Consider the following 13,207-nt stretch of genomic DNA (forward strand, 5'->3'; position numbering starts at 1 on the left):
GCCAGCCATCCGTTAACATCGCGGCAGATTTTTAATCAGAGGCCAACATGTACATCTATCGTTTGGTCCTGCTGCTGGTCGTCGGGATCTACCTGTTCTCCCCCGCCATCATGGATTGGTGGATCGACGCCACGGGCGCCTGGTATCGCCCTTATCTGCTATGGCTGATCCTGATCGTCGTGACCTTCATCCTGCAGAGCCAAAAAGATGCCGATGAGCTTTAGTCTCACCCAGATGCTGCTGATCAGCGCCGCCTACCTGGCTGCGTTATTCGGCGTGGCCTGGATCAGTGAGCGCGGAATGATTCCGCGGGCGATCATTCGCCATCCGTTGACCTACACCTTGTCCCTGGGCGTCTACGCCAGTGCCTGGGCGTTCTACGGCACGGTGGGGCTGGCCTATCAGTACGGCTACGGCTTTCTCTCCAGTTACCTGGGGGTGTCCGGCGCGTTCCTGCTGGCGCCGGTGCTGCTGTACCCGATCCTGAAAATCACCCGGACGTACCAGCTGTCTTCCCTGGCGGACCTGTTTGCCTTTCGCTTTCGCAGCACCTGGGCCGGCGCGCTGACCACCATCTTCATGTTGATCGGCGTGCTGCCGTTGCTGGCCCTGCAGATCCAGGCGGTGGCCGACTCCATCAGCATCCTGACCCGAGAGCCCGTGCAACATCGGGTTGCCCTGGCGTTTTGCGCGCTGATCACCTTGTTCACCATCTTCTTTGGCTCTCGCCATATCGCCACCCGCGAGAAACACCAGGGCCTGGTATTTGCGATTGCCTTTGAGTCGGTCATCAAGCTGATCGCCATCGGCGGCGTCGGCCTTTATGCGCTTTACGGCGTGTTCGACGGGCCGCAACAGCTGGAGCTGTGGCTGCTGCAAAACCAGACCGCCCTCGCCGCCTTGCATACCCCCTTGCAGGAGGGACCATGGCGTACGCTGCTGCTGGTGTTCTTCGCCTCGGCGATCGTGATGCCGCACATGTACCACATGACCTTCACCGAGAACCTCAACCCGCGCTCGCTGGTCAGCGCCAGCTGGGGCTTGCCGCTGTTCCTGTTGCTGATGAGCCTGGCGGTGCCGCTGATCCTGTGGGCTGGCCTGAAACTGGGTGCCACCACCAACCCCGAGTATTTCACCCTGGGCATCGGTATTGCTGCCAACAGCCCGGCCCTGGCGCTACTGGCGTATGTCGGGGGGTTATCGGCCGCCAGCGGGTTGATCATCGTCACCACCCTGGCACTCTCGGGCATGGCGCTCAACCACTTGGTACTGCCGCTGTACCAGCCGCCGGCCGAGGGCAATATCTACCGTTGGTTGAAATGGACCCGACGCGCGCTGATCGTCGCGATCATCATGGCCGGTTACGCGTTTTATCTGCTGCTGGGCGCCGGGCAAGACCTGGCCAACCTCGGCATCGTCGCGTTTGTCGCCACCTTGCAATTTCTGCCGGGCGTGTTGTCGGTGCTGTACTGGCCGACCGCCAATCGCCGTGGCTTTATTGCAGGGCTGCTGGCCGGGATCCTGGTGTGGACCGTGACCATGCTGCTACCGCTGGTCGGCAATCTGCAGGGCTTCTATATCCCGTTGCTGAACATGATTTACGTGCTGGACGACACCAGTTGGCACATGGCGGCCATCGCCTCGCTGGCCGCCAACGTACTGATGTTCACCCTGATCTCGCTGTTCACTAACGCCAGCGCCGAAGAAACCAGCGCCGCAGAAGCCTGTGCGGTAGACAACGTACGCCGCCCGCAACGCCGCGAACTGCATGCGGCATCACCCCAAGAGTTCGCCACGCAACTGGCCAAGCCCCTGGGCGCCAAGGCCGCACAAAAGGAAGTCGAACAGGCGCTGCGCGACCTCTACCTGCCATTTGACGAGCGCCGCCCCTATGCCCTGCGCCGCCTGCGTGACCGTATCGAAGCCAACCTGTCCGGTTTGATGGGGCCGAGCGTGTCCCAGGACATGGTGGAAACCTTCTTGCCCTACAAGGCCGGTGGCGAAAACTACGTCACCGAAGACATCCACTTCATCGAAAGCCGGCTGGAGGACTACCACTCGCGCCTCACAGGCCTGGCCGCCGAACTCGACGCCCTGCGCCGTTACCACCGCCAGACCCTGCAGGAACTGCCGATGGGCGTGTGTTCCCTGGCCAAGGACCAGGAAATCCTGATGTGGAACAAAGCCATGGAAGAACTCACCGGCATCGCCGCCCAGCGGGTGGTGGGTTCGCGCCTCAATACACTGGGCGATCCCTGGAAAGAGCTGCTGCAGGGTTTCATCAACCTGCCGGACGAGCACTTGCACAAACAGCACTTGGCCCTCGACGGCCAGACCCGCTGGCTCAACTTGCACAAAGCGGCCATCGACGAACCTCTGGCGCCGGGTAACAGCGGCCTGGTGCTGCTGGTAGAAGATTTGACCGATACACAGATGCTCGAAGACAAGCTGGTGCACTCCGAACGCCTGGCCAGCATTGGGCGCCTGGCGGCCGGCGTGGCTCATGAAATCGGCAACCCGATCACCGGTATCGCCTGCCTGGCGCAAAACCTGCGGGAAGAGCGCGAAGAAGACGGGGAAATCACCGAAATCAGCGGGCAGATCCTTGAACAGACCAAGCGGGTTTCACGCATCGTCCAGTCGCTGATGAGCTTTGCCCACTCCGGCGCCCATCAGAATCAGGACGAAGCGGTGTGCCTGGCCGAAGTCGCGCAGGATGCCATTGGGCTGTTGGCCTTGAACCGGCGCAATTTCGAAGTACAGTTCTTTAACCTGTGCGATCCGGACCATTGGGTCGATGGCGACTCGCAACGCCTGGCCCAGGTGCTGATCAACCTGCTGTCCAACGCCCGCGACGCGTCGCCGGCCGGCAGTGCTGTACGCGTCAAGAGCGAGGCTTTCGAGCACACGGTCGACCTGATCGTGGAAGACGAAGGCAGCGGCATTCCACAGAACATCATGGACCGATTGTTCGAACCCTTCTTCACCACCAAGGACCCCGGTGAAGGTACCGGTCTGGGCCTTGCACTGGTCTATTCCATCGTTGAAGAGCATTATGGACAAATCACCATCGACAGCCCGGCTGACACACAAAGCCAACGCGGCACCCGTATCCGGGTGACCTTGCCGCGTCATGTCGAAGCGACGTCCGCTGTGAACTGAGACCGTCGAGAGAATTGAATCAATGCCGCACATTTTGATCGTCGAAGACGAAACCATTATCCGCTCTGCCTTGCGTCGCCTGCTTGAACGTAATCAGTACCAGGTCAGCGAAGCCGGCTCGGTGCAGGAAGCCCAAGAGCGATTCAGCATTCCCACGTTCGACCTGATTGTCAGTGACCTGCGCCTGCCAGGCGCCCCGGGCACCGAGCTGATCAAGCTGGGCCAGGGCACCCCGGTGCTGATCATGACCAGCTACGCCAGCCTGCGCTCGGCGGTGGACTCGATGAAGATGGGCGCGGTGGACTACATCGCCAAGCCTTTCGACCACGACGAGATGCTCCAGGCCGTGGCCCGCATCCTGCGTGACCGTGTGTCGGCCAGCAGTGCGCCTGCCGAGCCACGCCCCACCGGCAAGACCAGCGGCGCCGAAAAACCAGGTGCCAACAACAGCAATGGCGAGATCGGCATCATCGGCTCCTGCCCTCCGATGCAGGACTTGTACAGCAAGATCCGCAAGGTGGCGCCGACTGACTCCAATGTGTTGATCCAGGGCGAGTCGGGCACCGGCAAAGAGCTGGTGGCCCGCGCCCTGCACAACCTGTCCAAGCGCGCCAAGGCGCCGATGATCTCGGTGAACTGCGCGGCGATCCCCGAATCCCTGATCGAGTCCGAGCTGTTCGGCCACGAGAAAGGTGCGTTCACTGGCGCCAGCGCCGGGCGTGCGGGCCTGGTGGAGGCCGCGGACGGCGGCACCTTGTTCCTTGATGAAATTGGCGAGCTGCCCCTGGAAGCCCAAGCGCGTTTGCTGCGCGTGCTGCAGGAAGGCGAAATTCGTCGCGTGGGTTCGGTGCAATCGCAGAAGGTCGATGTTCGATTGATCGCGGCGACACACCGAGACCTGAAGAGCCTGGCCAAGATCGGCCAGTTCCGTGAGGACTTGTATTACCGCCTGCATGTCATCGCGCTCAAATTGCCGGCCCTGCGCGAGCGCGGCGCCGACGTCAACGAAATCGCCAACGCGTTCCTGTTGCGTCAAGGCGCACGCATTGACCGCACCGACCTGAAGTTTGCCGCGGACGCCGAGCAGGCGATCCGTCACTACTCGTGGCCAGGGAACGTGCGTGAGCTGGAGAACGCCGTCGAGCGCGCCGTGATTCTGTCGGAGAGCCCGGAGATTTCTGCCGAGTTGCTGGGCATCGACATTGAGCTCAGCGACCTGGATGACGATGACTTCATCGGCCTGGCCCCGCAGCAGGGCGGCGGTAGCAATACCAGCCATGAGCCGACGGAAGATTTGTCACTGGAAGACTACTTCCAGCACTTCGTGCTCGAGCATCAGGACCATATGACCGAGACCGAACTGGCCCGCAAACTGGGTGTAAGTCGCAAGTGTTTGTGGGAACGGCGTCAGCGCCTGGGCATTCCACGGCGCAAGACCGGGGTGGCCAGCGAAAGCTGAGAGCGCAGCCCCACAGGTAACACCTGTTGATGTGAAAAAACTGTTACCGCTGACTTTTCACGTAACAAAAGCCGGGGCTTACGGTAACGAAGCCCCGGCTTTTTTTTGGCCCTCAATCTGGCGAAACCAGCCCAAACCCCCGGTTTTGCTGGACGGCGCAAAAGTTGGCACGCACCCTGCTATATGCTTAGTACAAAAACAATAACAAGCTTTGTACAAGACAATAAAAATAAGACGAATCGACTCACGCATAACAAAAACAACACGGCGGAGGCGCAGCTAACTGATTCTTTTGGAGAGGCGTTGCATTTGGGGCTTGCCCCGCAACCAGGCCGAGAACAACAAAAACTGCCCTAAGGCAGAGCCTGAACTGGTTGGATCGTAGATCAGCAACACAGCGACCAAAGCAATCCGTTTGCTCTTGACTCCCGATTGGGAGTGTCATGAAGGTGAAACTTCGTGGCGAGGGCGATCAACAAAAACAAGAAGCCCGACATCAATAATAAAAATAGAGCACGCAACTACTTCTGGGGGAGCTTCGGCTCCCCTTGTAGTTTCCGGGATTTGACCTGCAAACGCTTATGGCGCAATGCCTTTAGCTTGTTCCTACACCATCCCCTGACTAAATGCTAGAATCCCCGCCCATCATGCGGTCATTCTTCGTTATGGCCGAACATTCCTTCAAACAGTGCATCCCATGCTGAAGAAGTTGTTCCAGTCATTCCGTTCTCCCTTGCGTCGAACGCAACACAAACGCAGCACGCCTGAAGTGCTCAATAGCAGCCAGCATTCGCTGCAGCGCGCTCAATTCAGCCGTTATGCAGTGAACATCGTCGAACGTTTGCAGAACGCCGGCTACCAGGCCTACCTGGTGGGTGGCTGCGTACGCGACATGTTGCTCAACATCACGCCCAAGGATTTCGACGTCGCCACCAGTGCCACGCCTGAACAAGTGCGCGCCGAGTTTCGTAATGCACGAATCATCGGCCGGCGCTTCAAGCTGGTGCATATCCACTTTGGTCGCGAAATCATCGAGGTCGCAACGTTCCGCGCCGGTCACCCGCAAAACGATGAAGAGGAGGACACCAACCAGTCTTCCCGCAACGAGAGCGGGCGCATTCTGCGCGATAACGTCTATGGCACCCTGGAAGAGGACGCGCAACGTCGCGACTTCACCATCAACGCCTTGTATTACGACCCGGTCAGCGAGCGCATCCTCGATTACGCCAACGGCGTACACGACATTCGCAACAACCTGATCCGGCTGATCGGCGACCCGACGCAGCGCTACCAGGAAGATCCGGTGCGCATGCTGCGTGCCGTGCGATTCGCCGCCAAGCTCAACTTTGGCATCGAAAAACACACCGCCGCACCGATTCGCGAACTGGCGCCGATGCTGCGGGAAATCCCCTCGGCACGCCTGTTTGAGGAAGTGCTCAAGCTGTTCCTTTCGGGCTACGCCGCCGACACCTTTGAAATGCTGGTGGACCTGCAGTTGTTCGACCCCCTGTTCCCGGCCAGCGCCGAGGCCTTGGAGTACAACCCGACGTACACCCACACCTTGATCAGCGAAGCCTTGATCAACACCGACCTGCGCATCAAGCAGAACAAACCGGTGACCCCGGCGTTCCTGTTTGCCGCCTTGTTGTGGCCGGCCCTGCCCAAACGCGTACTGCGCCTGCAGGACCGTGGCATGCCGCCGATCCCGGCCATGCAGGAAGCGGCTCACGAGCTGATCGCCGAACAGTGCCAACGCATCGCCATCCCCAAACGTTTCACCATGCCGATCCGCGAAATCTGGGACATGCAGGAGCGCCTGCCACGCCGCAGCGGCAAGCGCGCCGATCTGTTGCTGGACAACCCGCGCTTCCGTGCCGGCTACGACTTCCTGCTGCTACGCGAAAGCGCGGGCGAGCAGACCGATGGCCTGGGCGAATGGTGGACCGATTATCAGGACGCCAATGACAGCCAGCGCCGCGAAATGATTCGTGAACTGGGCAGCAAAGGTGATAGCGCCGGCGAAGGCCCGAAAAAGCGTCGCCGCAGCGGCACCAAGCGTAAACGCAGCAGTGCCGATGCCTCGGGCGCTGCGGGCGAATAAACGTGGAACGTATCTACATCGGCATGGGCAGCAACCTGGCTGCCCCGGAGCAACAATTGCGCAGCGCGATCGAGGCGCTGGCGCAATTGCCTGGCACTCAGCTCGCCGGTGTGTCCGCCTTCTATCAAAGCGATTCACTGCTGCCCGGCCAGCCGCCCTACACCAACGCCGTTGCGGCGCTGGACAGTCACCTGGCGCCATTGGACCTGCTCGATGCGCTGCAAGCCATCGAAAACGATCAGGGCCGCGAACGCCTGGAACGCTGGGGCCCGCGCACCTTGGACCTGGATATCCTGCTGTTCGGTGATCGCCTGATCGATGAGCCGCGCCTCAAGGTGCCGCACTACCAGATGCATCTGCGCGCGTTTGTGCTGTATCCGTTGGCTGAGTTGGCGCCAGCCGACCTGCAGCTGCCTGACGGCCAGCGTTTAAGCCACCTGCTCACCGCCTGCCCGTTCGTCGGCCTGGAACGCCTCCCTCAAGAATGACCCGGTCAATGTGGGAGCTGGCTTGCCTGCGATGCAAGCGACACGGTGTATCAGCCACACCGAGGTGATGCCATCGCAGGCAAGCCAGCTCCCACATTGGATATTCAGTGCGCCCCAAGCCTGTGCCCATCTTGCTGAATCGCGTCAGTAACAGCGGTAACACCGCCATCGTAACAATGCGGTAACACATCCAATTGACTTCCCGTGTCCTCCTCACGACTATAGGCGTCCCGCTGCCGCCAACCCGGCGCGACAGGGCGCAATCCAGGCCTTATAAGCACTGCTTTCAAGACAGTGCGCCTGTATAAACGAAGACTCACGCGCGTTACTCGCTGTTTCCAAGCGCCTGAACGAGGACCCTTTCATGCCAGACATTACCCTGACCACCTTGCAGAGCCTCAAGCTCAAAGGTGAAAAAATCACCATGCTGACCTGCTATGACGCCACCTTCGCCCACGCCAGCTGCCAGGCTGGCGTCGAAGTGCTGCTGGTGGGCGACTCCCTGGGCATGGTTCTTCAAGGGAATGACAGCACGCTGCCCGTGACCACCGATGAGCTCGCCTACCACACCGCCAGCGTCAAGCGTGGCAACGATGGCGCCTTGATCATCGCGGACCTGCCGTTCATGGGTTACGCCACCCTTGAGCAAACCTTCCTGAACGCCGGCAAGCTGATGCAGGCGGGCGCGCATATGATCAAAGTCGAAGGTGCCGTGTGGCTGGCCGAGTCGATCCGGTTGCTGGCCGAGCGCGGCGTGCCAGTGTGCGCGCACATGGGCCTGACACCGCAGTCGGTCAATATCCTCGGTGGTTACAAGGTCCAGGGCCGCAATGAAGCCCAGGCCCGCCAGATGCGCGCCGATGCTATTGCACTGGAACAAGCCGGTGCTGCGATGATTCTGCTGGAGTGCGTGCCGAGCGAACTGGCCGCCGAAATCACCCAGGCCGTCAAAGTGCCCGTGATCGGGATTGGCGCAGGTTCCGCCACCGACGGCCAAGTGCTGGTATTGCACGACATGCTCGGCCTGTCGATCACTGGCCACGTACCGAAGTTCGTAAAGAACTTCATGGCCGGCCAGGACAGCATCCACGCGGCCCTGAGCGCCTACGTCAGCGAAGTCAAGAATGTAACTTTCCCAGGTACTGAACACGGGTTCTCGGCATGAACACCGTTAAAACCGTCCGCGAACTGCGGGCTGCCGTAACCCACGCCCGCAGCGCCGGCAAACGCATCGGCTTTGTGCCCACCATGGGTAACCTGCACAGCGGCCACGCCACCCTGGTGACCAAGGCCGCGCAGCAAGCGGATTTCGTAGTGGCGAGTATTTTCGTCAACCCGCTGCAATTCGGCGCTGGCGAAGACCTGGACAAATACCCGCGCACGTTGGCCGCCGACCAGGAAAAACTCCTGCAGGCGGGCTGCAACCTGCTGTTTGCGCCCACGGTCGAGGAAATGTACCCCGATGGCATGAACGGCCAGACCCGAGTCAGCGTGCCACAGCTGTCCGAAGGCTTGTGCGGCGCCAGCCGCCCAGGGCACTTCGAAGGCGTGGCCACGGTGGTCAGCAAGCTGTTCAACATGGTCCAGCCGGACATGGCCGTATTCGGCCAGAAGGACTACCAGCAGTTGGCGGTGATCCGCGCCATGGTCCGCGACCTGAACATGCCGATCCAGATCATCGGCGAGCCTACCGTGCGCGCCGAGGACGGCCTCGCGCTGTCATCACGCAACGGTTATCTCACCGAGGAGCAACGTGCGGTCGCACCAGTGCTGTACCGCGCGCTCAGCCAGATCGCCACGGCCATCCAAGGCGGCGATCATGATTTTGCCAGGCTTCGCGCCGAGCACATTCAGCAGATTGAAGCCGCAGGGCTGCGCATGGACTACCTGGAAGTGCGCCAAGGCGTACATCTGCGCCCGGCCACGGCTGAAGATCGTGATGTGGTGATTCTGGTCGCCGCCTATCTGGGGGCAACACGCCTCATCGATAACCTGCACCTGAACCTCGCCTGACCCCCGCTTTACCTCAACCTGTTGCCCCGACGGCTGTGCCGGTATAAAAAAGTACCGGCCACAGCGCAGACAAAGCCAAGACATATCCACACGCTAGGTTTAATGTAACTGCCCTGCGCTATGGTTAGCGCTGTCTGGAACCCAATCCTTGCGATAAGACTGGATGTTCCGGGCTTTGAAGTGTCCTAAAGGCAGTCCCCGTAATAAAAGGAAACCCGCAGCGATGGCGTACTACCGCACCCCTCATGACGTTACCGCGCTGCCCGCCTGGCAAGCGCTTGTTCAACATCGCCAAGCCATGCAGGATTTCAGCATGCGCGAGGCGTTCAATGCCGATCCTCAGCGTTTTTCCCAGTTCACCTTGAGCAGCTGCGGACTTTTCCTCGATTACTCGAAAAACCTGATCACCAGCGAAACCCGCGACCTGTTGGTGGGCCTGGCCAAGGAAGTCAATCTCAAGGCGGCGATCGACGCGCAGTACGCTGGCGAACCGGTCAACTCCTCCGAGGGCCGCCCTGCCCTGCACACCGCCCTGCGCCGCCCGGTGGGCGATAAGCTGTCGGTCAACGGCGTGAACATCATGCCGGACGTGCACAAGGTGCTGAACCAGATCACTGACCTGGTCGGCCGTATCCACGACGGCCTGTGGCGTGGCTACACCGAGAAGCCGATCACCGACGTGGTGAACATCGGCATCGGTGGCTCGTTCCTCGGCCCGGAATTGGTCTCGGAGGCCTTGCTGTCCTACGCCCATAAAGGTGTGCGTTGCCACTACCTGGCGAACATCGACGGCAGCGAGTTCCACGAACTGACCATGAAGCTGCGCGCCGAGACCACGCTGTTTATCGTCTCGTCCAAATCCTTCAACACCCTGGAAACCCTGAAAAACGCCCAGGCCGCCCGCGCCTGGTACCTGGCCCAGGGAGGCTCGGAAGCCGAACTGTATCGCCACTTCATCGCCGTCTCGAGCAACAATGCCGCAGCCGTGGCCTTCGGTATCCGCGAAGAAAACATCTTCCCCATGTGGGACTGGGTCGGTGGGCGCTACTCGCTGTGGTCTGCCATCGGCTTGCCAATTGCCCTGGCTATCGGCATGTCCAACTTCAAGGAACTGTTGTCGGGTGCCTACACCATGGACCAGCACTTCCTGAACGCGCCGTTCGAAGCCAACATGCCCGTGCTGCTGGGCTTGCTGGGGGTGTGGTACGGCAACTTCTGGGGTGCGCAGAGCCATGCGATCCTGCCGTACGACCATTACCTGCGTAACATCACCAAGCATTTGCAGCAGTTGGACATGGAATCCAATGGCAAGAGCGTGCGCCAGGACGGTACGCCAGTGTCCACCGATACCGGCCCGGTGATCTGGGGCGGCGTAGGCTGCAACGGCCAGCACGCTTACCACCAGTTGCTGCACCAAGGGACTCAATTGATCCCGGCCGACTTCATCGTGCCGATCGTCAGTTTCAACCCTGTGTCCGACCACCATCAGTGGCTGTACGCCAACTGCCTGTCCCAGAGCCAGGCGCTGATGCTCGGTAAGACCCGCAGCGAGGCCGAAGCCGAGCTGCGTGAGAAGGGCTTGCCGGAAGCCGAAGTACAGAAGCTGGCACCGCACAAGGTGATCCCGGGCAACCGTCCGAGCAACACCCTGGTGGTCGAGCGCATCAGCCCACGCCGCCTGGGTGCGCTGGTGGCGATGTATGAGCACAAGGTGTTCGTGCAGAGCGTGGTGTGGGGCATCAATGCCTTCGACCAATGGGGCGTTGAACTGGGCAAGGAGCTGGGCAAAGGCGTGTACAACCGCCTGACCGGCGCCGAAGAAACCTTGGCCGAAGATGCTTCGACCCAGGGCCTGATCAACTACTTCCGGGGTCGCCACCGCGGCTGAAGCCGTTCATTCAAGGCCAACGTCCGTTTGGACGTTGGCCTTGAACCCTCCCGCCCCAGGGTGCATCTTTATGACTTGTCGCAAAAACAAGAATAAGGAGCGCTCATGTTCGATATCAGCACCTTTCCCACCGCCGATGCCGTCCGCCGGGCTGCGCAGCTCAGTCAAGAGGACTACCAGCGCCTCTATCGCCAATCCATCGACCAGCCAGACACCTTCTGGGCCGAACAGGCCAAGGGCTTTCTCGACTGGATAAAACCCTGGCACAGCGTCCAGCAGTCAGACATCCACACCGGTGCCGCCCAATGGTTTGCCGGTGGCCAGTTGAACGTCAGCTACAACTGCATCGACCGCCATCTGGCGCAACGCGCCGATCAGCCGGCTTTCATCTGGGAAGGCGATGACCCGTCAACATCCTGCACGATTACTTACCGTCAACTGCACCAAAACGTCAGCCGCCTGGCCAATGTGTTGAAAAGCCGTGGCGTGAACAAAGGTGATCGCGTGTGCATCTATATGCCGATGATCCCCGAGGCGGCGTACGCCATGCTGGCCTGCACGCGAATTGGCGCAGTGCACTCGGTGGTGTTTGGTGGTTTCTCTCCTGACGCCCTGCGCGACCGCATCCTCGACGCCGATTGCCGCACCGTGATCACCGCCGACGAAGGCATACGCGGTGGCAAGCCCGTGGCGCTGAAACAGAACGTCGACAAGGCCCTGGCCAGTTGCCCGAATGTCAGCACGGTACTGGTGGTGGAGCGCACCGGGGCGGGCGTGAATTGGCACGAGGGCCGCGACCTCAAATACCAAGCCGCCCTGGACGCCGCCAGCGACAACTGCCCACCCGAGCCGATGGACGCCGAAGACCCGCTGTTTATCCTGTATACCTCCGGCAGCACCGGCAAACCCAAAGGCGTGTTGCACACCACCGCTGGCTACCTGCTGCAAGCGGCGATGACCTTCAAGTACGTGCTCGATTACCAAGAAGGCGAAGTGTTCTGGTGCACCGCCGACGTGGGCTGGGTCACCGGCCACAGCTATATCGTTTATGGCCCGCTGGCCAATGGCGCCACCTCGCTGATGTTCGAAGGCGTGCCGAGTTATCCGGACAGTTCGCGCTTCTGGCAGGTCATCGATAAACACCAGGTGAATATCTTCTACACAGCGCCCACCGCCCTGCGCGCCCTGATGCGCGAAGGCCACGGCCCGCTGCAGAGTACATCGCGCGCCAGCCTGCGCCTGCTGGGCAGCGTAGGTGAGCCGATCAACCCGGAAGCCTGGGACTGGTATTTCAACGCCGTCGGCGAACAGCGCTGCCCGATTGTTGATACCTGGTGGCAGACCGAAACCGGCGGCATCATGCTCAGCCCGCTGGTCAGCGCCCAGCGCATCAAACCGGGCTGCGCGACACAGCCCATGTTCGGCGTACAACCGGTGTTGCTTGATGAACAAGGCAAGGAAATCAGCGGCGCCGGCAGCGGTGTACTCGCCATCAAATCAAGCTGGCCGGGGCAGATTCGCAGCGTCTACGGCGACCCGCAGCGCATGATCGACACCTACTTCAAGCCCTACCCCGGCTACTACTTCACCGGGGATGGCGCACGGCGCGATGAAGACGGCGACTACTGGATCACCGGGCGGATCGACGATGTGATCAACGTGTCCGGCCATCGCATCGGCACCGCCGAGGTGGAAAATGCGCTGGTGCTGCATGATCAGGTCGCCGAAGCCGCGGTGGTGGGCTACCCCCACGACGTCAAAGGCCAGGGCATCTACGCCTTTGTCACCCCCATGAATGGCGTCGAACCCAGCGACGCGTTGAAAAAGCACCTGCTGGAGTTGGTCAGCAAGGAGATTGGCAGCTTCGCCAAACCGGAATTGATCCAATGGGCCCCTGCCCTGCCGAAAACCCGCTCCGGCAAGATCATGCGACGCATCTTGCGCAAGATCGCCTGTAACGAACTGGACAGCCTGGGCGACACCTCGACCCTGGCCGACCCCAGCGTGGTGGACGGTTTGATCGACAAACGCCTCAACCGGTAGGGCCAGGATAATCCCCGGCCTGTGCAGGCCGGGGTTAGCTGTTAAACTTCGCG

Annotated in this window: 9 protein-coding genes; all 9 read left to right on the plus strand. The window is 60.8% G+C overall.

Features of this window, described 5'->3' with window-relative positions; translation table 11 throughout:
* Positions 1-47 precede the first annotated feature (47 nt).
* Entirely contained in the window at positions 48-224 is a 177-nt protein-coding gene (locus BOP96_RS29835; RefSeq protein ID WP_003176118.1) for a hypothetical protein, read from the plus strand.
* Positions 208-3,162 (plus strand): sensor histidine kinase, encoded by a 2,955-nt coding sequence (locus BOP96_RS23925; protein WP_003194154.1) that lies wholly within the window; start codon positions 208-210, stop codon positions 3,160-3,162. The genes BOP96_RS29835 and BOP96_RS23925 overlap by 17 nt, the downstream gene beginning before the upstream one ends.
* A 22-nt stretch (positions 3,163-3,184) precedes the next feature.
* Entirely contained in the window at positions 3,185-4,621 is a 1,437-nt protein-coding gene (locus BOP96_RS23930) for a sigma-54-dependent transcriptional regulator (RefSeq protein WP_014719942.1), read from the plus strand.
* Between the two features lie 697 nt (positions 4,622-5,318).
* Positions 5,319-6,722 carry a polynucleotide adenylyltransferase PcnB gene (locus tag BOP96_RS23935; RefSeq protein WP_003194157.1) on the plus strand — a complete coding sequence of 468 codons (1,404 nt, stop codon included), beginning with the start codon at positions 5,319-5,321 and terminating at the stop codon, positions 6,720-6,722.
* 2 nt (positions 6,723-6,724) lie between these two features.
* A complete protein-coding gene (gene folK, locus BOP96_RS23940) occupies positions 6,725-7,210 on the plus strand; it encodes a 2-amino-4-hydroxy-6-hydroxymethyldihydropteridine diphosphokinase (protein WP_014719943.1) in 486 nt (161 codons plus the stop codon).
* 364 nt (positions 7,211-7,574) lie between these two features.
* Complete coding sequence (gene panB, locus BOP96_RS23945) at positions 7,575-8,375, plus strand: 3-methyl-2-oxobutanoate hydroxymethyltransferase (RefSeq protein WP_073454199.1); 801 nt, start codon at positions 7,575-7,577, stop codon at positions 8,373-8,375.
* Positions 8,372-9,223 (plus strand): pantoate--beta-alanine ligase, encoded by an 852-nt coding sequence (gene panC / locus BOP96_RS23950; RefSeq protein WP_014719945.1) that lies wholly within the window; start codon positions 8,372-8,374, stop codon positions 9,221-9,223. The genes panB and panC overlap by 4 nt, the downstream gene beginning before the upstream one ends.
* A gap of 223 nt (positions 9,224-9,446) precedes the next feature.
* Entirely contained in the window at positions 9,447-11,111 is a 1,665-nt protein-coding gene (pgi, locus tag BOP96_RS23955; RefSeq protein ID WP_003194166.1) for a glucose-6-phosphate isomerase, read from the plus strand.
* A gap of 105 nt (positions 11,112-11,216) precedes the next feature.
* Positions 11,217-13,154, plus strand: coding sequence for an acetate--CoA ligase (gene acs / locus BOP96_RS23960; RefSeq protein WP_073454201.1), 1,938 nt, complete (start codon positions 11,217-11,219; stop codon positions 13,152-13,154).
* Positions 13,155-13,207: the final 53 nt, after the last annotated feature.

The organism is Pseudomonas sp. FSL W5-0203, from assembly GCF_001896155.1.
GTDB classification, from domain to species: Bacteria; Pseudomonadota; Gammaproteobacteria; order Pseudomonadales; family Pseudomonadaceae; genus Aquipseudomonas; species Aquipseudomonas paracarnis.